We start from the raw sequence: 21203 nt of genomic DNA on the forward strand, positions 1-21203 counted from the left end.
ATTTTTGAACGTAGAACGGGCACAGGACGAGTTAAACGTTGTTAATTTTCCAGAGGAGTAATCTGTTGGCCCTTCCCCCCGCGCAGGCCGTGCTTTTCGGCCCCTACCGGATCTACCCCGGACAACGCCTGGTCATGGAGGGCGATCAGCGCCTGCGCCTGGGGCGGCTCGCCCTGGACATTCTGTTGATCCTGCTGGAGCACGCCGGGAATGTGGTCAGCAAGCAGCAATTGATCGCCCGGGTCTGGCCCAGAAGCGTGGTTGAAGACACCAATCTGCGCGTGCACATCGCCGCACTGCGCAAAGCCCTCGGCGACGGCCAGGCTGGCCAGCGCTACATCATCACGGTCGCTCAGCGTGGCTACAGCTTTGTCGCGCCCGTCTCTCTCGAAACTATCGAGCAAAGCCCCGGGAGTGCCTCGGACGAGCCGAAGGGTCATAACCTGCCGATACGTCGCACCCGCATGATCGGGCGTCACGCCTTGCTGGACAGCCTCGTGACACAACTGCCCGACCTGCGCTTCATCACCCTGGTCGGCCCCGGTGGCATCGGCAAGACCACCGTGGCGCTGCGCGTTGCCGAACAGCTGATCGGCCACTACCGCGACGGCATTCGACTGTTGGACCTGGCCCCTATCCACGACCCGCGGATGATCAGCGCTCATCTGGCAACGCTGCTGGACCTGGCGCTGCATGACGGCGAGCCGGTGAACTGCCTGGCGACGTGCCTGCGCGAGCGGCAGATGCTGCTGGTCATCGACAACTGCGAACACCTGGTCGAGGCCATCGCGTTGCTTTGCGAAAGCATCCTGCGCGCGGCGCCACAGGTGCATATCCTGGCCACCAGCCGCGAGAGCCTGCGGGCCGAAGGCGAATTCGTGCAACGCCTGGAGTCGCTGGACTGCCCGCCACCCATCGCCACGCTCAACCGCACTCAGGCCTTGGGCTTTTCGGCTTTGCAATTGTTCGTCGAGCGGGCGATGGCCAGCCACGACAGTTTTGAATTGGCCGACCACGAGTTGCCGCTGGCGATCGAAGTCTGCCGGCGCCTGGACGGTATTCCCTTGGCGATCGAGCTGGCGGCGGCGCAAGTGGCCAACCTGGGGATCGAGGGGTTGCTGACGCAACTGCAAGGCAGTTTTCGCCTACTGACCCAGGGCTCCCATACGACACTGGGCCGTCATCAGACCTTGCGTGCCACACTGGATTGGAGCTTCGAACTGCTCAATGCCTGCGAGCAGGCCTGTCTGCGCCGGCTGGGCATCTTCAGGGGAGGATTCACCCTGGCATCGGCGGCGGCGGTGATCGTCGGCGAACATATCGCTCCCGACCGGGTTTTTGTCTCGATCACCCAACTGGTGGCCAAGTCCCTGCTGAACGTGGAAGTCGGTGACGAGGAGGTGTTTTATCGCCTGCTGGACACCACCCGCGGCTACGCCCTGGAAAAACTCGACCAGGCCGCCGAGCTGGCGGAGGTCCGCGAGCGTCACGCCGAACGTTGCCTGGCCTTGATGCACCAGGCTCAAGAGGACTGGGAACTGACCCTGTCCGAGCTATGGATCGAACGTTACGCCCGAGGCCTGGAAGACATCCGCGCGACACTCGACTGGGGTTTGAAGGGCGATGGTCCGTCTTTGTTGGCGATCCGTTTGACAGCCGCCTCGACGCCGCTTTGGCAGGAACTGTCGCTACTCAAGGAACACGGTGGGTATGTACGCAAGGCTCTGGCACGGCTGGAGGCGGCCGCGCAACCCTGCCCTCGCTTGACCATGGCCCTCAAGCTCGCCCTCGGCAGCTCCTGCTACCACGCCCAGGGCGGGACCGCCGAAACGGTCGACGCCTTCGTGAGCGCCCACGCCCTGGCCGAAAGCTGCGCCGATGTGGCCGGCCAGCTCCGGGCGGTATCCGGGCATATGGCGGTCAACCTCAGTTGCGGCCACTACCAACAGGCCCTGGAGCAAAGCCGGCAGTTCGACCGATTGGGTCTGCTCGGCAACGGGACCGCCGCGATGTCCCTCAGCACCCATCGCTTGCGGGTGCTGGCCCTGCACTTTGCCGGGGACCAGCCACAAGCGCGGGAGAATGCCGAGCAAGTCATCCAGCGCATGGCCCAGAGCGGCCACTTCAATCGCTTTACCCGCGGCTTTGGCGTGCAATACGACCAGAGCGTCGCCGCCCTGACGATCCTGGCGCGGATCCTCTGGCTGCAAGGCCATCCGGAAAAAGCCTGGCACACGGCTCGCCAGGCCCTGGATATCGCGATCCAGATCAACCACGGCACCTCCATCTGCTACACCCTGGCGCTGTCCGGCTGCCTGATCGCCCACTACAACGGCGACACCGGGACGGCCCGTGAACTGTTGCGCCAGTTGCTGGAGCAGGCACAGAAGCACTCGGTGCTGCTGTTCTACACCTGGGCCCGGCGCTATGCCCAGGTGATCGATAGCGGCGCTGAGTACTCGTCGCCGCCACCCGGCACCGGGCTGATCAAGGACATCATGGTGACCCTGGACACCGGCTTTCTCGATGACGCCTTGCTGGAGCGCGCCGAAACCGGCATGGCCGGCTGGAGTACGGCGGAAATCCTTCGAGCCAGGGCCAATACGCTGCTGACAGCCAACTGCACGAGCGCGGCCGAGACGGTTCTGCTCAAGGCGCTGGCCGTGGCAAAAGCCCAGGGCACACTGGCCTGGGAGCTACGTAGCGCCACCTCACTGGCACAGCTTTGGCAGCGCCAGGGTCACTTCCAGCAAGCTCATGAGCTGCTCGCCCCACTCTACGCCCGATTCACCGAAGGCTTTGCCACACCGGACCTAACCAAAGCTCGTCAGTTGCTCGACGAATTGCAACGACACCGGGCCCCGTGATGCCCAATGTGCCGGGCTGAAGTAGCGGGCGTAGCGCATTTCAAACGCCCGCAGCAGTCCACCGTGCTCAAGCTTTTCCAGAGCGAAGGCGCGGGTGGTGTTGAGCAATCGGTAACGTGTCACACCGTTGCGCTGTTCGACCGACAACAGCGATTTGCGCGCCAGGCGTTCCACCACGTCCACCAGACTGGTGGGGCGCAGTACCGCACAGCTGATGGCGCCGACGGCAGCCTCCAGGGTAAAGGCCATTTTGAACACCGCCAGACCCTGCAACACGGTTTGCTCCAGCGGGCTGAGGCGCTGATAACTCCAGTCCAATGCGGACTTGAGGGTCTGATGCCGTGGAACGGCGGTACGCCGGCCTTGGGTCAGCAGTTGCAGGCAGTTGCCCAATTGGGCTTGCAGTCCCACCAGTGCCAGCGCATCGATCTGCGCCGCCGCCAACTCGATGGCCAACGGCAAGCCATCGAGTCGACGGCAGATTTCGCGCACGGCCCGAAGGTCCCGCTCGCGCAAGCAAAAGGCTGGCTGACGGGCTCGGGCCCGACTGACAAACAGCTGCACTGCCGAATAGCCCATGACATCGGCCACACTGTGCAACGCCGATGTGGGCGGAACGACCAGGGGCGGCACGTGCAGCACTGTTTCAGCCAGTGCCCGCAGCGGTTCGCGGCTGGTGACCAGGATCGACAGTCGTGGCGCCGAAACCCGCAATGTCTCGACGATTGCTCGACAGCCTTCGAGCAGATGCTCGCAATTATCGAACACCAGCAAGGCGTGCCATGACCTCAGGGCGTCCACACCGCTGTCCAATTCAAGGGTGTGCGCCAGATACTCGATGATCCGCGCGGGATCATCGATTGCCGCAAGATCAATCATCCAGACACCGTCGCGGTAGTGCTGTAGCAGCAATTCAGCCACGCGCAACGCCACGCTGGTCTTGCCGATGCCGGCTGGGCCGGCCAGGGTCATGAAACGGTGGACGGGTAACTGCCGGACCACACTGCCGACCATCGCGTCTCGACCGATGACGGGGGTCAGCCGCGCAGGCAGGTTGTGCTGGCGCTTGGGCGAGGTGTCGATCGCGACCGCCGTACCGGGCGCCATCCGCTGCACCGGGGCGATAAAGACGTAACCACGCTGGGGAACGTTAACGATGTAGCGTCGCCCCTCCTGGCCGTCACCGAGGGCCCGACGCAGGGCGGCGATGTGCACCCGCAGATTGATTTCCTCGACCACCGAGGTCGGCCAGACCCGCGCAATAAGCTCATCCTTGCCGACGACATTGCCGGCGCGCTCGACCAGCACCTGTAGAATGTCCAGCGCCCGCCCGCCCATGCGCAGGGGCCTGTCACCGTCGAGAATCAACCTTTGCCAGGGGTGGAACATATAGGGACCGAAGCGCAGCGGCCCATCGCGGTTTAGATCTCTGAGGTCGTTCATGCACGCTCACGTGCTGAAAACCTGGTCCGGCCCAAAGGTACTGCATGCTCCGTTGCGCACGTTGACCCAGGCTCCCGCACCTCCATGGCTAAAAATTCATGGATATCTTGGCAGGCATGGGTGACGGTACAACCACCACGGGAGGAGCGCTACGGCCATCCCAGTGCGCGGGACGGACAAGAGCGCTCTAGCTGAACTGTTCGCGGTACTGACTGGGGGTCAGGCCGAGTTTCTCACTGAACAGAAAGCGCATGTGCCGTACGCTGCCGAAGCCGCTTTTGTAGGCCACGGTCTTAAGTGGCAAGTCGCTGGTTTCCAGCAGACGCCTGGCGCAATCGATGCGTGCATTTTGCACAAACGCCATCGGCGTCATGTTCACTTCCCGGGTAAATATCCGGGCAAAATGCCGCGCACTCATATTCGCCAGCCCGGCCATGCGTTCGACGCTGAAGCTTTCATCGAGGTGTTCGAGCACATGATGCTGAACCCGGGTAACCGGGGTTTCATGGGGTGACACCGCCGCCATCAACGGACTGTACTGCGCCTGTCCGCCCTGGCGCGTCATCGCCACCAGCAATACCTTGGCCACGTCCTGGGCGACTTTCTTGCCGTGGTCCCGGGCGACCACCGCCAAGGCCAGGTCTATGCCGGCAGTAACGCCGCCAGAGGTGATCAGGTTGCGGTCCTGGACGTAAATCTGATCGGTCTCCACCGCCGCCTTGGGGAAAGCCTTGATCAACCGTTCCGTATAGTGCCAATGAGTCGTCACGCGATAGCCATCCAGTAAACCGGCATGCCCCAGCACGAAGGCACCCGTGCAGATCGAGCCATAACAGGTCACCCGCCGGACAGCGTCCTGGAGCCAGGCGAGCAGCGACGGATTTTTTTCGTTATAGGCGCCGGGGCCGCCAGGCACCAGCAACAGGTCATAGCCCCCATCCGCCTGATCGATGTGCGTGTCAGCCTGTACCCGGACACCGTTGGAGGCCCGCACCGCCTCGTGCTCAGTGCCAATCAGCGACAGCTGATAGTGGTCGTCCGGCCCCAGATAACGATTGGCGATGGAAAACACCTCCATGGGCCCGGCCATGTCGAGCAGGAGAAAGTCCGGGAACAGCACCATCGCCACTGTTTTCATGGGTTTTAACTCATTGATATAAAAAGAATAGAAGCTTCACGCCGACATAGGACAGTATGACCGGATATGGCACGAACGGCGGCCGAGAATACGTGATTTCCCGCACAAAACTGTCAACCTGAAAGAGACAGTATTTCAACTTCCATCTACTTATTGCTCCCAGCGGTAAACATTAACCTTCTCCTCACTCGGACGAATTCTCGTCCCTACGGGAGATCTCATCATGCTGACCCTTCGCAAAGCCTCTGATCGTGGCGCCGCCAATCACGGCTGGTTGAAGTCGTTCCATACCTTTTCCTTCGCCAATTACCGCAACCCGCGGGAGCAGGGTTTTTCCGACCTGCTGGTGATCAACGACGACCGGGTGGCCGCCGGCAAGGGTTTCGGTCAACACCCGCACCGGGACATGGAGATTTTCTCCTATGTGCTCGAAGGCGCCCTGGAACACAAGGACACCCTGGGCACCGGTTCGGTGATCCGCCCCGGCGACGTGCAACTGATGAGCGCGGGCAGTGGCGTGGCCCATAGCGAGTACAACCACTCGGCAAACCGGCCGGTGCACTTCCTGCAAATCTGGATAGTGCCGGACGTCGTCGGCGCCAAACCGCGTTATCAGCAAGAGCACTTCAGTACTCAGAAAAAACGCGGTCGGCTGCAACTGATCATCTCGCCTGACGGGGCCAACGGCTCACTGAGCGTGCGTCAGGATGCGCGGGTTTATGCCGCGCTGATTGATGGTAAGGAAAGCGCCACCCTGGAGTTGGCCGCCGATCGCTATGCCTACGTGCATGTCGCCCGGGGCAATGTCGAACTCAACGGCGTGCAACTGCAGGAGGGCGATGGCGTGCGGGTTCGGGATGAACAGGTGCTGACCTTGAGCAATGGCGCGGATGCCGAAGTGCTGGTGTTCGACCTGCGCCCTCAAGAACTGCCGCAAATGCCATGAGTGCAGTGGGCCCGGGCCTGTGCCCGGGCTTCACCCATGTTGCCCATCATTCACAATCCTTGGCTTGCCCACTCCCGCACGGCCTGGGCAAACAATCTGAGCGCCATGGGCGGATGTCGATTGGCCGGGTAATACAGGCAGAGCCCAGGGTAGTAAGGGCTCCATTCCGGCAACAACTGAATCAGGCGCCCGGCCTCCACGTGCTCCGTCACTTGCGCCTCGGGCACCCAGGCCACACCGATACCCGCCAGGGCCGCCTCGACCATCAGGTTGAGGTTGTCCATGGTCATCGGACCGTCCACGTCGATGTTCGCGCTCCTGCCCAGATGCTCCAGGTCCCAGCGAAATAACGCTCCACTGGCAAAACGGAAACGGATGCAACGGTGTTGCTTGAGGTCATGGGGCGCCTTGGGCGCCTCGTGGTGCTCAAGGTAGTCGGGCGATGCGACGGCCACAAAACGAATATCCGGGCCAAATCGCACCGCGATCATGTCCCGGGGCACGTCGTCATGAAGACGGATACCCGCATCAAAACCATCGGCGACAATGTCCACCAGACGGCCGTCGGCAACGCACTCGATATGGATCTGCGGGTTGGCGGCGAGAAAGCCCGGGATGACGTGGCGGATCAGGGGCCGAAAAGAGGATTCCGACGCACTGAGACGAATCGAGCCTGACGGTGTATTGCGCGCCGAGGTGACTTCGTTCACCGCACTTTCCAGATCCCCCAGCAACGGCCTGACTCTCTGGAACAACTGATCCCCCGCTTCGGTCAGGGCGACGGATCGTGTTGTGCGGTTGAACAGGCGCAGCTCCAGGCGCGCCTCCAGGCCACGCATCGAATGACTGAGCGCCGACGGCGAAACCCCCAATAGTCGCGCCGCACCACTGAAACTGCGTTGCTCGGCAATGGCAACGAACGCCGTCAACTCCGGTAATCCTGCACGAATCATTGATGAAGTCCTCTCAATAGCCCATGAAACCACAGCCTGATTGTTGATATTTATACAGCAATTTAAGCTGCCTTCATTCATCCCATCGTTATGAAGGAGATAGAGCATGCGCAAACGTCAATTAGGTAACAGCGGCCTGGAAGTCTCGGCCATGGGCCTGGGCTGCATGAGCTTGAGCTACGGCTATGGGCCGGCGCAGGAAACGGCGGCAGCGATCAAGCTGATTCGCCACGCATTCGACCAGGGCGTGAACTTCTTCGACAGTGCCGAAGCCTATGGCCCCTATGCCAATGAGACCTTGCTGGGTGAGGCACTGGCGCCCATTCGCGACCAGGTGGTGATTGCCACCAAATTCGGCTTCAAGGACGGCCTGGTCTCGGAAGGCCTGGACAGCCGCCCGCAGACGATTCGCGCGGTAACGGAAGCCGCGCTCAAGCGCCTGCGTACTGACCGCATCGACCTGCTCTATCAACACCGGGTCGATCCGAACGTTCCGATTGAAGAGGTGGCCGGGACCGTCAAGCAGTTGATCGAAGAAGGCAAGGTCAAGCACTTCGGCCTGTCCGAAGCGGGCGTGCAAGCAATTCGCCGGGCCCATGCGGTTCAACCGGTCACCGCGCTACAGAGCGAGTATTCTCTGTGGTGGCGCGAGCCGGAAGCGGAAATCTTGCCGACCCTCGAAGAGCTGGGCATCGGCTTCGTGCCTTTCAGCCCCTTGGGCAAGGGTTTCCTGACGGGTGCGATCGACGAGCGAACCACCTTCGCCGCCGGTGATTTCCGCAACCTGGTCCCGCGGTTCTCTGAAGAAAATCGCAAGGCAAACGCTCATCTGGTCGAAGTGCTCGGCCAGATCGCCGATGGCAAAGGCGCCAGCCGCGCTCAGATCGCCATCGCCTGGCTGCTGGCGCAAAAGCCCTGGATCGTACCGATACCCGGCACCACCAAACTGCATCGCCTGGAGGAAAACATCGGCGCGGCCGAGATCATCCTGACGCCTACGGACCTGAGTGCCATCGAATCGGCCATGGCGCAGATTACCGTCGTGGGCGAGCGCTATCCCGCGCACTTGCAACAACGCGTCAACCGCTGAGTCCGCGCCCACAAGAAAATTCACTTGACTTAACGGTCATTAAATCAGCAATTAGTCTTCTGCCGGGCAGTAGCGTCTCGGGCCCGGCGCTACCCTCCTCTCGCAGTTTGCGCATAAATCGTCGCTCAAGGAGGCAAAGGGCGCAGGCTTGATCTATTCATAAACTAACTAATGGATTAACTAGAGAGCCCATGAAAGAGCAACCCCGGCGGCAGGCGATTTCTCACACCTGGCAGATGCTTGCTCCTGCCGGTGTACTTTGCATCGCCCTGCTCACGGGCTGCGCCGTGGGCCCGGACTTTACCCGGCCTGGTGTCGCTAAAAATGCCGGTTATTCGCAGGAGAAGCTGGCGACGACGACCGCCTCGGCGGACGTGGCGGACGGAGGTGCCGCGCAAAAGCTGGTCGAGGGCATGGATATTCCCGGCCAATGATGGACGCTTTTTCGCTCGCCGACATTGAACGCGCTGGTGGAAGAGGCGCTGAAGGCCAATTCGGACGTGGCCGCCGCTCAAGCAGCCCTCCGCCAGGCCAATGAACTGGCTTATGCCGAGCAGTCTTCACTGTTTCCCTCCCTGAGTGGCAGTGCATCCAAGACACGGCAGCTGCCATCGACCGCCAATACCTTTGGTTCGCCCGCGCGGATTCTCACCGTCAATTCAGCATCGCTGAGCGTCTCTTACGACCCGGACGTGTTCGGGGGCGGCCGGCGCCAGATAGAATCCTCCACGGCGCAGGCCGAGTATGAACGCTACCAACTGGAGGCGACTTACCTCACGCTGACCTCCAATGTCGTCAACACCGCCGTGACCCTGGCTTCCCTGCGCGATCAGGTGACGGCCACCCAGGCAATCATTCGCCTGCAGAGCGATCAGCTCGATCTCCTGCAGTCGCAGCGGCGGCTGGGGGCGATCGCCAATACCGACGTGCTCACGCAGCAAGCGGCACTGGCCCAAACCCGCGCGACCTTGCCGCCCTTGCAAAAGCAGCTCGCCCAGACCCGTAATCAGTTGATGGCCTATCTCGGCCGTTTTCCCAATCAGGATCAGGGGGAGAATTTCGACCTGGCCTCCCTCCATCTGCCCGAGCAGTTGCCGCTCAGCCTGCCCTCGACCATCGTCGAGCAGCGACCCGATGTGCGCTCCGCCGAAGCGCAACTGCACCAAGCCAGCGCCAATATCGGCGTGGCCGTTGCCAATCAACTGCCGCAATTCAGCATCAGCGGAACACTGGGCTCCAGTGCGCTGGGTGGCACCCGGCTGTTTTCGTCGGGCACAGGATTCTGGAGTCTCGCAGGCTCAGTCAGCCAAACGATCTTTGACGCAGGCACACTGGAGCATCGCAAGCAGGCCGCTGTGGCCGCCTACGATGAATCGGCGGCACGTTATCGCAGCACCGTGATCGCCGCCTTCCAGGATGTCGCCAACGCACTCCGGGCACTGCAAGCGGACGCCGATACGCTCAACCAGCAGGTGCAAGCCGAACAGGCTGCCCACCAAAGCCTGGATCTGGCACAGGCGCAGTTCCGCCTTGGCGCCGTGGGTTACCTGAATCTGCTGACAGCGCAACAGACCTATCAGAACGCGGTACTCACCCGCGTCAAGGTGCAGAGCACCCGCTACAGCGACACTACCGCCCTCTTCCAGGCACTGGGCGGCGGATGGTGGAACCGAACCGATGTGGCCCCCGCCTCCCTGGGCAACCCCGACCGTTTTTGAAACAGCGAGAAAAAACCATGGCTGATGCCAATACTGCCGCTGCTCCATCGCCCCAGCCGACTGAACCTGGCGGTGCACGCAAACGCCGGCTACTCAAGCCCATGCTCATCATGATCGCGGTGGTCCTGGTCATTGTCGCCATCATCGCCGGGGTGAAATTCACCCAGATCTCGAAGCTGATCGCCCAATCCAAGATCCCGCTGCCCCCTGCCGTGGTGACGGTCATGCGCGCCGAGTTCGCCGATTGGCAGCCGAGCGTTTCCAGCGTGGGGTCGATCAAGGCGGTACGGGGTGTCGATGTCACCACCGAGGTCGGCGGTATCGTGCGCACCCTCGGCTTCAAACCGGGACAGCAGGTGGCGGCCGGCGACCTGCTCGTCCAATTGAATGCGGATTCGGACATCGCCCAGCTTCACTCCCTCGAAGCCACCGCCAGCCTAGCCGGCACGGTCCTCAAACGCGACAAGGCACAACTGGCAGTGAGCGCCGTGTCCCAGGCGCAGGTCGAGGCGGACGAGGCTGACTTGAAAGCCAAGATGGCGGCTGCAGAACAGCAGCGGGCGTTGGTGGCGAAGAAAACCATCCGTGCGCCCTTTGCCGGCAAGATCGGGATCACCGGTGTCAATCCCGGTCAGTTTCTCAACCCCGGCGACAAGATCGCCACCCTGCAAACCTTCAACCCCATCTATATCGACTTCAACGTACCGCAAGCCCAAGTGGGGGCGATTGCCCTCGGCCAGTCCGTCGCCGTTACGGCGGGTGGACTGCCCAAGCAGACCTTCGCCGGCAAGATCACGGCCATCGACACCAGGTTCGATCCGACCACACGCAATATCGTCGTGGAAGCCACCGTCGATAATCCGAAGCAAAGCCTGGTGCCCGGCATGTTTGCCCAAGCCGTCGTGCAGTCCGGAGAGAAGCAGCGCTACCTCACCGTGCCGCAGACCGCCGTCACCTATAACCCTTACGGTACGACGGTGTTCACCGCGGTGCAGAAGAACGACCAGGGCAACGATGTGCTCACGGCGCAGCAGACGTTTATCCAGACCGGGCCGACCCGCGGTGACCAGGTGGCCATTCTGTCCGGCGTGAAGGAAGGCGACCAGGTGATCACCAGTGGCCAGATGAAGCTCAAGAACGGCTCACCGGTGAAGGTCGATACCCAAGGCGCGCCCTTGAACGACGCGGCCCCCAAGCCGCAAGAACAATAGGTCGCCACCCCCATGAAGCTTACCGATATCTTCATCAAGCGACCGGTCTGGGCCGTTGTCATCTCGCTGTTCATCCTGATACTGGGGTTGCGCTCGATCTTCGGGCTGCCGGTCAACCAGTGGCCACGCACTGAAAACACCGTGGTCACCATCACCACCAGCTACTACGGTGCGGATGCCGCCACCGTGGCCGGCTTTATCACCCAGCCTCTTGAGTCGGCCATCGCCCAGGCCCAGGGCATTGATTACCTGGCCTCCTCGAGCATTACCGGGATCTCGACCATTACCGCAACCCTGCGGCTCAACTACGAGGCCAGCAAGGCACTTACGGAGATCAACACCCAGGTCAACTCGGTGAAGAACCAGTTGCCGGCCCAGGCCCAGGAGCCGGTGCTCACGGTGGCGGTCGGACAGACCACGGACGCCATGTACCTGGGTTTCTACAGCGATGTACTGCCCACCAACAACATCACCGACTACCTGTTGCGGGTCGTCAAGCCGAAGCTCGACTCCCTCGAAGGCGTGCAGACGGCCGAGATCCTTGGCGGGCGCCAATTCGCCATGCGCGCCTGGCTCGACCCGGGCAAGCTGGCCGCCCACAACGTGTCGGCGCAGGACGTTTCCGTCGCCCTGGCCAACAACAACTACCTGTCGGCCCTGGGTTCGACAAAAGGCCAGATGATCACGGTCGACCTGACCGCCGGCACCGACCTGCACACCGTGGATGAATTCAAACAGCTGGTCATCAAGCAGAACGGCGATGCGCTCGTGCACCTGGAAGATGTGGCCACGGTGACCCTGGGGGCGGAGAGCTACGACACCAGCGTCGCGTTCTCCGGCAAGCGCTCGGTGTTCATCGGGATCAAAGTGGCACCGAACGCCAACATCCTGACCGTCGCCGCCAGCGTCAGGAAGGCCTTCCCCGACCTGCAATCGCAACTGCCGAGCGGCGTCCGGGGCGAGATCGTCTACGACTCCACCGAGTTCATCAATACCTCGATCTACGAGGTGGTGAAGACCCTCGTCGAGGCGATGATCATCGTCTCGATCGTCATCTATCTGTTCCTCGGCTCCTTTCGCGCGGTGATTGTTCCGCTGGTGGCAATACCGCTGTCGCTGATCGGGACCTTCTTCATCATGTTCCTGCTGGGGTACTCGATCAATCTGCTGACCCTGCTCGCCCTGGTATTGGCCATCGGCCTGGTGGTCGATGACGCGATCATTGTGGTGGAGAACGTCGACCGGCATATCAAGGAAGAAGGCAAAGGCGTAATGGAAGCGGCCATGATCGCGGCCGGGGAACTCGGCGGTCCGATTGTCGCCATGACGGTGGTGTTGATTGCCGCGTACGTCCCCATCGGGCTGCGCACGGGGCTCACCGGTGCGCTGTTCAAGGAGTTCTGTTTCTCCCTGGCGGGCGCCGTGACCGTGTCGGCCGTGGTGGCGCTGACCCTCTCGCCGATGATGACTTCACGGTTATTCAAACCGGGACAGGAAGAGGGTCGCTTTGCCCGCCTGCTGGATCGCTATTTCGACCGGCTACGCCACCGCTATCACCGGGTCCTGTCGGCCGGGCTGGACAGCTGGCCGGTGCTGGTCACCTTTGGCTTTATCCTGTTCCTGCTGGTGGCCGCCAGCGGCATGACCGCCAAGAGCGAGCTGTCGCCGACCGAGGACCAGGGGCTGGTGTTCATGCAGATCAAAGGGGCACCGACGGCCTCTCCCCAGCAGATGGAGCGGCTGGCTGACCAGGTCTTCCAGATCGCGAAAACCGAACCCGAGTACGCGCAGATGTTCCAGCTCACCGGGGTGCCCGCGCTCAATCAGGGGCTCGGCGGCGTGCTGCTCAAGCCCTGGGGAGAGCGTGGTCGCTCGCAAGCGGAATTGGTGCTGGACCTGCAACAGAAGTGGAACCAGGTGGCCGGCGCCAAGATGGCGGCCTTTCCGCTGCCGTCGTTACCGGGTGCCCAGGGTTTGCCGGTGCAGTTTGTGATCACCACCACGGAGTCCGTCGAGAACTTGAATGAAGTCGCCCAGGCGGTCATGGCAGAGGCCCAGAAGCAGCAGCTGTTCTGGTTCTCGGACCTGGACCTGAAGATCGACAAGCCACAAGCCAAGCTGATCGTCGACCGTGACAAGATCGCCGCCCTGGGGATGACCCAGGCCGATGTCGGCGCGGCACTCTCGGCGGCGCTGGGTGGGAATTACGTGAACTATTTCTCCACCGCCGGGCGCTCGTACAAAGTCATTCCACAGGTCCTGCAGGTCGACCGTCTCAACCCCGATCAGATCCTCGATTACTACATTCGCACGCCCTCCGGCGCCATGATCCAGGCGCGCACGGTGGCGCATATCGAGACCACCACGGAAGCGGAGTCCATCAACCACTTCCAGCAGCTCAACTCGGCCACCCTTTCAGGCGTGAGTGGTGTGGCCCAGGGTGAACTGCTGGCGAAACTGGACAGCATCCTGCACAACGTCGCGCCATCGGGCTACACCTCCGATGCGTCGGGTGAGTCGCGTCAGTTCATGCAGGAATCGGGCGGATTCGTCGGCCTCCTGCTGTTCTCCATTCTGATCGTCTACCTGGCGCTGGCCTTCCAGTTCGAGAGCTACCGCGACCCCGTGGTGATCCTGTTTTCGGTGCCACCGGCGCTCTTCGGCGCGCTGGCCTTTATCACCATGGGCTTCGCCTCGATCAACGTGTACACCCAGGTGGGCCTGGTGACCCTGCTCGGGCTGATCACCAAGCATGGGATTCTGATCGTGCAGTTTGCCAACGAACTGCAGCGCGCCGGTCGCAGCAAGCGCGAGGCCATCGAAGAAGCCGCGGCGGTGCGCTTGCGACCGATCCTGATGACCACCGCAGCCATGGTGTTGGGCGTGGTGCCGCTGGTCTGGGCCTCCGGGGCCGGTGCGGCCGGGCGCCACGATATGGGCCTGGTGATCTTCGCCGGCCTCTCGATCGGTACCCTGCTAACGCTGTTCATGGTGCCGGCGATGTACATGTTCATTGGCACCACCCACCATCAGGAGGCACCCGAACAGCCGCTGTCTACACCGGTGGCCTAGCGGTCGCCACGCTCACGCCAGGCGTGCGCGAAGAAACTCGATGAAACGCTGGGTCTTGGCCGGCAGCAAGCGGGTCTCGGTGACGGCATAAACCGTCACCGGCTTGCCCTGCCACTCAGGCATGACACGACGCAGTTGGCCGTTACGCAGTTCATCGGCAATGATTTCCTCGTTCATCAGCACGATGCCCTGGTCGAGCGTAGCCAGCCGCCGCAGCATCCCGACGCTGTTGACCATGAAGCGCCCTCCTACCCCTACCGAGAGGGTTTGTACGCCATCAGTCAGCGTCCAGGCCCCGGCCTTCTGAATATTCAGGCACTGATGCCGTTCGAGATCATTCGGTGTGCCGGGCACGCCCGACACTTCGAGATAACGCGGCGAGGCGTACAGATAGGACACCAGGGAGGCCAGGGGTCGTGCGATCAGCTGCGAGTCTTGCGATTCGCCAATCCGAATGGCGACGTCGAAGGGCTCGCTCACCAGGTCGACGCGCCGGGAGGTCAGATCCAGATCGAAGGTGATCCCCGGATAGAGGCCGGCAAACTCGGCGATCAGGGGCGCCAGGTAAGTGACCGCAAAGTCCACGGGGAACGAGACCCGCAGCACCCCGCTGGGTTGCGCAAGCATCTCGCCAAGCTGCTCATGGGCCAACCGGGCCTCATCGACAATGCGCTTGCAGCGCTCGAAGTAGATCTGCCCGGCTTCAGTCACCTCGACCTTGCGCGTGGTCCGATGCAGGAGCCGCAAACCGATCGCCTTCTCCAGGGCACTGATACGCCGGGACAGGGTCGAGTTCGGCATGCCCAGCACCTCGGCCGCCCCGCGAAAGCCTTTCGCTTTGACGACCTCGACAAACAATGCCATATCGTTCAGAAGTTCCACGCCAATTGCTCCATATATGGATCAATCAAATCCAGAATGCCGTATTTATCCCAAAAATAATAAAGCTGATGATGCGTCTCCAGCAACACACACTTTCGAGGATCGCACCATGAGCTCACTCTTCAGCCCCATACACGTCGCCAACGCCACCTTTTCAAACCGCCTGGTCATGGCGCCCATGACCCGCAGCCGCGCGGAGTTCGATGGCACCCCGGGGGAACTGGCGGCCGAGTATTATGCCCAGCGCGCCAGCGTCGGCCTGATCGTTACCGAGGGGACACAGCCGTCCGACGATGCTCAGGGCTATCTGACCACGCCGGGTATCTATAGCGATGCCCATGTGGCCGGCTGGAAGAAAGTCACCGACGCGGTACACACCCACGGCGGGCATATTTTTATCCAGTTGATGCATGCCGGTCGCATGTCCCACCCCGATAACACGCCCCATCATCGCCAGGGCGTGGCACCGTCCGCAATTGCACCCAATACGCCCATGTTCACTGTCAAAGGCATGCAGGACATCCCGGTGCCACGGGCGCTGAGCACCGAGGAAGTACGTCAGACCGTCGCTGATTTCCGCTTCGCCGCGCGCCGGGCCATTGAAGCCGGGGCCGACGGTGTCGAAATTCACGGCGCCAACGCCTACCTGGTCCAACAGTTCCTGGCCCCCAGCGCCAACACCCGAACGGATGAATACGGTGGATCAATCGAGAACCGCGCGCGTTTTGCCATTGAGGTCGTGACCGCCATCGCCGAGGAAATCGGTGCCGATAAAACCGCCCTTCGCCTCTCGCCCGGCATCACGATGTGGGGTATCGATGAAGGTGAGGAAGGTCCGAACCTCTACCGTTACCTGGTGACCGAACTGAACAAGCTCGGCCTTGCTTACCTCCATATCCTGCATAAAGGCGACGACGCGCTTCTGGCGGACATCCGCAAGGCCTGGGACAACACCCTGATCGTCAACCGCCCTGGCCGCCCGCGGGAACAGATTGGCGCCGACCTGGCTGCCGGACTTGCGGACATGGAGGCCTACGGTCAGATGCTTCTGGCCAACCCGGACTTTGTCGAGCGCTTGAAGGCTGATGCGCCGCTGAATAACGCGGACAACACCACCTTCTTCGGCGGCACTCAGAAGGGATACACCGACTACCTGGCCTTGAGTGTTTGAAGGCAATGAGAGGAAACAGCCAGGGCATTCTGCTGCCCTGGCTAACCCCGCTAGGCTGGAGATTGCGAACGCACCGCCGATTTTTTCAGCATCACCGGGATCGACAGGGCAATCAACGCGGCGATCACGCAGAGCAACCCGGCGATAAAAAACGCCGGCGTGTAGGTGGCCAGCAAGGTCCGCGTCAGCCCGGCGCCGTAGGCGGCAAAGGCCGCACCCAGTTGATGGCCGGCAAATACCCAGCCGAAGACGATATTGGCCCGCTCGCCGCCGAACTTCTGCGCCACCAGCTTGACGGTGGGCGGTACGGTGGCGATCCAGTCCAGGCCATAAAGCACGGCGAAAAACGACAGGCCGAACACGGTGAAGTCGGTAAACGGCAGGAGCATCAGCGAAATGCCGCGCAAGCCGTAATACCAGAACAACAGCCAGCGGTTATCGAAACGATCCGACAACCAGCCCGAGCCCACGGTGCCGAAAAAGTCGAAGATCCCCATCATCGCCAGGATACCCGCCGCAGTGGTGGCAACCAGGCCGAAGTCGCCGCACATGCTGATGAAGTGGGTCTGGATCAGCCCGTTGGTGCTGGCCCCGCAGACGAAGAACGTCAGGAACAGCACCCAGAATGTCCAACTGCCCGACACGTCGCGCAGCACCTTCAGCGGGCTGATCAGCATCTGCAGCAAGCTGCCCCGGTGGGCGGGTGCCGGCAGGACCTCTTTCTCCCCATACAGCGGCAAATCCAGGTCCACCGGACGATCACGCAGCAGGGCCAGTACTGCCAGCACGACCACCGCCATGGCGCAGCAAATGAAGCTCAGCGCCAAGCGCCAACCATAGTGTTCCGTCAAGGACGCCATCAGTGGCATGAACAGCAGTTGGCCGGTGGCGGAGCTGGCCGACAGCAACCCGACCACCAGGCCGCGACGATGGGAAAACCAGCGGGTCGCCACCGTGGCCCCAAGCACCATGGCGGTGAGTCCCGTGCCGACGCCGACCACCACGCCCCATAACAGTACCAGTTGCCAGAAGCTGTTCATGAACATCGACCCGATCATGCCGCCCAGCACGATCACCAGCGCCACCAGCACCACCCGGCGCAGGCCGAAGTAATTCATGAAGGCCGCCGCGAAAGGCCCCATCAGCCCATACAGCATGAAACGAATCGCCAGGGCCCCGGAGATCTGCGCACTGCTCCAGCCGAACTCATGCTCCAGGGGCACGATAAACACCCCCGGCGCCCCCATGGCGCCGGCCATCACCAGCATGGTCAGGAAAGTGACGGCGGCCACCACCCAGCCATAGTGAACCTGACGCCGCGCCAGGCGGTTTGCGACCAATGTAGACAGCATGGAGTGTTCCTCAGGCTTGCGGGACGTGCCGCATCTCGTCGGGGGAAGGACAGAATAGATTAGTTACAACCTTTATTTAATAGATGTTTTACATCATGTATTTTGAGCTGACAAGGCCCTCGCCTCAATGACAGGGAGGATCGGCATTCTGTTTTTCTGATCTTACGCGAGGCGAGCATGCCCCGGCCCTGCAGGAAACAGCGCCGGCTCGATGTCACGCACAAAGTCATGGGTCACTACAATTGGACTTTATGAGCACGCAGCTGACTGGCCCTCTCGACCATGCTCACTATCGTCTTGAAGAGCTCGTCGGTAGCCTGCCAGGCTTCAATTTCTCCAGTCGCCGCCGCATGCGACAGCGCCTCGGCCGCCCCCAGCATCGCTCGAAGACTGGCATGGGAAATTTCACCGCCGCCGGCGTAAGGAAGCAGAACACTTCGGCACTTTGCCAAGAAAATCGCTTCGTATTGCCTTTTGATTTTTTCGAGCTCCGGTGACCCCACCAGCGCGGCAATAACGCCAGGGATTTCGTTGCCCTGGGTCAGGACACAATCGACGTACGACGTTGCAATTACACGCGCGGCATCGGAAAGCCCGGGCTTGAGCTGCTGAAGAGCCGCGTCCATCAGTGATGTTTGTTTCGCATCAAAATCCTGGTAGAGCGCCGCCAACAGCCCCGCCCTGGTCTGAAAATGGTCGTACACCACGGGTTTGGTCACCCCTGCGCGCTCGGCCAGCCGTCCCAGCGACAGTTCCTCGGTGCCTTCATTGCGCACCAACTGCCAAGCCACCTCCAGCAGCTGACGCAGCCGATCCTCCCGCAGCATACGTACCCGGGGCGACGAGCGCCCCTGTGCTTCCCCTTCAGCGCTTGACATCACTATATACCAATAGTAGGTTTAAAAACTTACCAAAAGTATATAAGCCCCTACTCCGAACCTCAACCTCCAGGAGGTAGATTCAAATGCATGCACTCATCGTCGTCGCCCACCATGACCGGGACTCCCTCACCCATGGGATAGCAGCTAGAGTTGGGGAAGGTCTGTCAACGACCAATCAAGGCAGCACCTATGCCATCGCCGACCTCCACGCTGAAGGCTTTGATCCGCGTTTCACCGCGGGGGACTTGGCGGTTCACCATAACGAGGCACTACCGCCCTCTGATATTCGCGTTGAACAGCAACGGATTGACCGGGCGGATGCGCTGGTCCTTGTCTACCCCGTTTACTGGTGGTCGATGCCAGCCCTGCTCAAGGGGTGGATTGATCGGGTGTTCTCGAATGGCTGGGCGTTTGAGTTTCGCCCCAACGCCCCGCTGATCAAGAAACTCGGTCACCTTCCCATTCACCTGCTGGGGGTTGGCGGAGCAGACCCGGACACCTATGACAGGCATGGCTATGCGACCGCGATGAAGACGCAAATTGATCATGGCATCTTCAACTACTGCGGTGCCAAGGTCATGACCTCGGAGCTGATGCTTGAGTCCGAGACAGAAAATCCCATGGTGCATCTGGCCTCTGCATTCAGCATCGGCCGCCAGCTATTTGATGTGAAAACCTGAATCACACGCCTGCGAACCCCGTATCCGATGATGGGACACTCCGTTCAAGAACGAACCACCGAGCCCGAAACCGGCAGCTGATCCAGCAGCTTGAGCCCGGTGGTTTTCACGAACGTCTCATAGTCCATCGGCTTTTCGATGCGGGTTTCCGCGTTCGGCAGTACATAGGCCCAGGCGCGCCTGGACGATACGTCGTAGACCAGCTTGAACAAGCGGGTGGGCACCCAGACCTGGTCATCGCCAATGGTCCCATGACCCGCGTCGAAGATCGGACCGGTAAAGACAAACACATTGCCCTCGGCACGCGCCGCGAACTTTCTGACATCGGCCTCGACCTTGCTCCAGATCTTGCGGTTATTGGTCGGGTCCTGCGGGACCATGTTCGACAGCGCGAAGGACTGCGCCATGGCATTCGCATTCGGCGCATCGGCCGCTGGCGCCTGATGGCCACGGTCCACGGCCGGGTGCTGGGCCCGGTAGTCGCTCAGCTCCGCTCGCGCGCCCTTGGGAATGCGCGGGTCCGGGTAGAACTGGTTGGTACGCTCCTCCCCCTTTGCATCCTGTAGCTGGGCAGCGCTCAGGCGTTCCACCACCACAAGCGGGGTCTTGCTGGTTTGCGAGTAGAGCACCGCAAAGCTGTCGGAACACAGGGCCATGGGTTTCATGGTGGCCGGCACACTGGCGGTGCTGATCGGCTTGGCACCCGGGAACAAGTCGGCACAGCCGTCAAATGAAGCCTGTTGCTGTTGACTCGAATACAGGTCGATCGCCGCGCCCTGGCTGATGGAGCCCGAACGGTGCCCTTGTTTCTCGTGTTGGTTGGGTGGATCGATAAGATCCAGCAGGTTGCGCGCTTGTGCGGCGCTGGCAGAAAACAACACAAGGGCGGACAGCCCCACTGCGATACGGAGTAGGTTCATGCTTGGATTCTTTGGATTGGAGTGCGGGGATACAGATGACAAAGCCCTCTGGACGAGGGCTTGGAGAGGCGTTTTACGCGTTATGAGCGGAAATTGCCAGCCGCCCAAGCCTAAGGCACCGAGCTATCGGAATGGGTGGGAGGCACCCGACGTAATGTATCAATGCGCTCCTGACACGATCCGCAGCCTTTGATCCTCCAGATCGAACAGGTTCCATCGCGCCCCTTCGTCCGATTCGACCAGCAGACGGTTCAATGGCCCGAGAAACTTCGTGAACTCCTCATCGGTACAGGTGGGCAGGAAGACCGATAAAACCCGTGGATCGTAATACCGAAACATCAGCAGCTTTTTGTCTTCGGTTCGCACGCGAAGAAATTTCTTCAGATGTAAACGTATGGCGGACATCGGCAATGCTGCCGGGGCAAAGATGAATATCCCCCAAGCGCGGCCCCAACCTCGATCCAGCAGTTCCCGGGAGGCAGGCGACGTGGACGTCAGTTGGGATTCGGGTTGAGCGGGAGGTGGCAAGACAGGTGCTAGCGTATCCGTTTCCACACTGGGCTTTTTTGCCGGACGGCGAACCGCGGGCCTTGCGGCCGGCGCATCAATCCGACCCGCGGCCTCCGACGCCGGTACCCGGGTGCGCGCCATGGGGACGTAGGGATAAACGTAGGCACACAAATGCCCATTCTGGAGGTTGCGAGAGAATTGTCTCAGCACCTCCGCGTCGGGTAAGCGATGGCTATGCGCCAACTGGCTGGAGAGCAAGGAGCGCAGACGATGCATCTCTCCGGCACCCTGGAAATATCGGCGAACAAAACGCTCCACCTGCCACGTCTCACCCAGGTCCATTCTGAGCGCTCGCTGGTCGTAGGTTCG

16 protein-coding genes and 1 pseudogene are annotated in these 21203 nt (G+C 61.5%); 9 read left to right on the top strand and 8 right to left on the bottom strand.

Features of this window, described 5'->3' with window-relative positions; all coding sequences use genetic code 11:
* Positions 1-65: 65 nt before the first annotated feature.
* Positions 66-2867 carry a winged helix-turn-helix domain-containing protein gene (locus M5C56_RS03595; RefSeq protein ID WP_103496614.1) on the top strand — a complete coding sequence of 934 codons (2802 nt, stop codon included), beginning with the start codon at positions 66-68 and terminating at the stop codon, positions 2865-2867.
* On the opposite strand, the gene M5C56_RS03600 is transcribed toward M5C56_RS03595, so the two are convergent.
* Together M5C56_RS03600 and M5C56_RS03605 are read right to left on the bottom strand one after the other, a co-directional pair.
* Positions 2814-4310 (bottom strand): winged helix-turn-helix domain-containing protein, encoded by a 1497-nt coding sequence (locus M5C56_RS03600; protein WP_103496615.1) that lies wholly within the window; start codon positions 4308-4310, stop codon positions 2814-2816. The genes M5C56_RS03595 and M5C56_RS03600 overlap by 54 nt on opposite strands.
* Positions 4311-4497: 187 nt before the next feature.
* Positions 4498-5448: a GlxA family transcriptional regulator gene (locus tag M5C56_RS03605; protein ID WP_103496616.1), complete on the bottom strand. Its 951-nt coding sequence runs from the start codon at positions 5446-5448 to the stop codon at positions 4498-4500.
* Positions 5449-5671: 223 nt separating this feature from the next.
* On the opposite strand from M5C56_RS03605, the gene M5C56_RS03610 reads away from it, so the two are divergent.
* On the top strand, positions 5672-6394 hold the full coding sequence (locus tag M5C56_RS03610; RefSeq protein WP_103496617.1) for a pirin family protein: 723 nt from the start codon (positions 5672-5674) through the stop codon (positions 6392-6394).
* Between the two features lie 50 nt (positions 6395-6444).
* Here M5C56_RS03610 and M5C56_RS03615 read toward each other — a convergent pair whose 3' ends face one another.
* Positions 6445-7347, bottom strand: a complete 903-nt coding sequence (locus M5C56_RS03615; protein WP_103496618.1) for a LysR family transcriptional regulator — start codon at positions 7345-7347, stop codon at positions 6445-6447.
* A 106-nt stretch (positions 7348-7453) separates the two neighbouring features.
* Here M5C56_RS03615 and M5C56_RS03620 point away from each other — a divergent pair, with 106 nt between their 5' ends.
* From M5C56_RS03620 to M5C56_RS03640, 5 genes and pseudogenes are all read left to right on the top strand, one after another.
* The gene (locus M5C56_RS03620) at positions 7454-8437 is read left to right on the top strand and encodes an aldo/keto reductase (protein ID WP_103496619.1); all 984 of its coding nucleotides are present in this window, start codon (positions 7454-7456) and stop codon (positions 8435-8437) included.
* Between the two features lie 191 nt (positions 8438-8628).
* Positions 8629-8871 (top strand): hypothetical protein, encoded by a 243-nt coding sequence (locus tag M5C56_RS03625; RefSeq protein ID WP_247263060.1) that lies wholly within the window; start codon positions 8629-8631, stop codon positions 8869-8871.
* Positions 8872-8883: 12 nt separating this feature from the next.
* A pseudogene (locus M5C56_RS03630) lies at positions 8884-10155 on the top strand (efflux transporter outer membrane subunit); the annotation flags it as partial.
* A gap of 101 nt (positions 10156-10256) precedes the next feature.
* Positions 10257-11366: an efflux RND transporter periplasmic adaptor subunit gene (locus M5C56_RS03635; RefSeq protein WP_247263065.1), complete on the top strand. Its 1110-nt coding sequence runs from the start codon at positions 10257-10259 to the stop codon at positions 11364-11366.
* Positions 11367-11378: 12 nt separating this feature from the next.
* The gene (locus M5C56_RS03640; RefSeq protein WP_103496621.1) at positions 11379-14438 is read left to right on the top strand and encodes an efflux RND transporter permease subunit; all 3060 of its coding nucleotides are present in this window, start codon (positions 11379-11381) and stop codon (positions 14436-14438) included.
* Positions 14439-14450: 12 nt separating this feature from the next.
* Here the strand turns inward: M5C56_RS03640 and M5C56_RS03645 are convergent, their stop codons facing one another.
* Positions 14451-15320 carry a LysR family transcriptional regulator gene (locus tag M5C56_RS03645; protein ID WP_177100559.1) on the bottom strand — a complete coding sequence of 290 codons (870 nt, stop codon included), beginning with the start codon at positions 15318-15320 and terminating at the stop codon, positions 14451-14453.
* A gap of 109 nt (positions 15321-15429) precedes the next feature.
* Between M5C56_RS03645 and M5C56_RS03650 the strand changes: the two genes are divergently transcribed.
* On the top strand, positions 15430-16491 hold the full coding sequence (locus tag M5C56_RS03650; protein WP_103496622.1) for an alkene reductase: 1062 nt from the start codon (positions 15430-15432) through the stop codon (positions 16489-16491).
* A 50-nt stretch (positions 16492-16541) separates the two neighbouring features.
* Here the strand turns inward: M5C56_RS03650 and M5C56_RS03655 are convergent, their stop codons facing one another.
* Positions 16542-17843: an MFS transporter gene (locus M5C56_RS03655; protein ID WP_103496623.1), complete on the bottom strand. Its 1302-nt coding sequence runs from the start codon at positions 17841-17843 to the stop codon at positions 16542-16544.
* 236 nt (positions 17844-18079) lie between these two features.
* Positions 18080-18721 carry a TetR/AcrR family transcriptional regulator gene (locus M5C56_RS03660; RefSeq protein WP_247263058.1) on the bottom strand — a complete coding sequence of 214 codons (642 nt, stop codon included), beginning with the start codon at positions 18719-18721 and terminating at the stop codon, positions 18080-18082.
* Positions 18722-18807: 86 nt separating this feature from the next.
* Between M5C56_RS03660 and M5C56_RS03665 the strand changes: the two genes are divergently transcribed.
* The gene (locus tag M5C56_RS03665) at positions 18808-19404 is read left to right on the top strand and encodes an NAD(P)H-dependent oxidoreductase (protein ID WP_103496625.1); all 597 of its coding nucleotides are present in this window, start codon (positions 18808-18810) and stop codon (positions 19402-19404) included.
* A gap of 44 nt (positions 19405-19448) precedes the next feature.
* On the opposite strand, the gene M5C56_RS03670 is transcribed toward M5C56_RS03665, so the two are convergent.
* Entirely contained in the window at positions 19449-20324 is an 876-nt protein-coding gene (locus tag M5C56_RS03670) for a DNA/RNA non-specific endonuclease (protein WP_103496626.1), read from the bottom strand.
* A gap of 159 nt (positions 20325-20483) precedes the next feature.
* A complete protein-coding gene (locus tag M5C56_RS03675; RefSeq protein WP_247263057.1) occupies positions 20484-21176 on the bottom strand; it encodes a DUF4123 domain-containing protein in 693 nt (230 codons plus the stop codon).
* Between the last annotated feature and the right edge of the window lie 27 nt (positions 21177-21203).

It is taken from the genome of Pseudomonas sp. MWU13-2862 (assembly GCF_023242495.1).
GTDB classification, from domain to species: domain Bacteria; phylum Pseudomonadota; class Gammaproteobacteria; order Pseudomonadales; family Pseudomonadaceae; genus Aquipseudomonas; species Aquipseudomonas gingeri_D.

Bases quoted from the DNA above. Each gene is read 5' to 3' on its own strand.
- M5C56_RS03660 (WP_247263058.1), bottom strand. From the start codon at position 18,721: ATGTCAAGCGCTGAAGGGGAAGCACAGGGGCGCTCGTCGCCCCGGGTA.
- M5C56_RS03640 (WP_103496621.1), top strand. From the start codon at position 11,379: ATGAAGCTTACCGATATCTTCATCAAGCGACCGGTCTGGGCCGTTGTC.
- M5C56_RS03600 (WP_103496615.1), bottom strand. From the start codon at position 4,310: ATGAACGACCTCAGAGATCTAAACCGCGATGGGCCGCTGCGCTTCGGT.
- M5C56_RS03650 (WP_103496622.1), top strand. From the start codon at position 15,430: ATGAGCTCACTCTTCAGCCCCATACACGTCGCCAACGCCACCTTTTCA.
- M5C56_RS03625 (WP_247263060.1), top strand. From the start codon at position 8,629: ATGAAAGAGCAACCCCGGCGGCAGGCGATTTCTCACACCTGGCAGATG.
- M5C56_RS03670 (WP_103496626.1), bottom strand. From the start codon at position 20,324: ATGAACCTACTCCGTATCGCAGTGGGGCTGTCCGCCCTTGTGTTGTTT.
- M5C56_RS03665 (WP_103496625.1), top strand. From the start codon at position 18,808: ATGCATGCACTCATCGTCGTCGCCCACCATGACCGGGACTCCCTCACC.
- M5C56_RS03620 (WP_103496619.1), top strand. From the start codon at position 7,454: ATGCGCAAACGTCAATTAGGTAACAGCGGCCTGGAAGTCTCGGCCATG.
- M5C56_RS03615 (WP_103496618.1), bottom strand. From the start codon at position 7,347: ATGATTCGTGCAGGATTACCGGAGTTGACGGCGTTCGTTGCCATTGCC.
- M5C56_RS03610 (WP_103496617.1), top strand. From the start codon at position 5,672: ATGCTGACCCTTCGCAAAGCCTCTGATCGTGGCGCCGCCAATCACGGC.
- M5C56_RS03675 (WP_247263057.1), bottom strand. From the start codon at position 21,176: ATGGACCTGGGTGAGACGTGGCAGGTGGAGCGTTTTGTTCGCCGATAT.
- M5C56_RS03635 (WP_247263065.1), top strand. From the start codon at position 10,257: ATGCTCATCATGATCGCGGTGGTCCTGGTCATTGTCGCCATCATCGCC.
- M5C56_RS03655 (WP_103496623.1), bottom strand. From the start codon at position 17,843: ATGCTGTCTACATTGGTCGCAAACCGCCTGGCGCGGCGTCAGGTTCAC.
- M5C56_RS03605 (WP_103496616.1), bottom strand. From the start codon at position 5,448: ATGAAAACAGTGGCGATGGTGCTGTTCCCGGACTTTCTCCTGCTCGAC.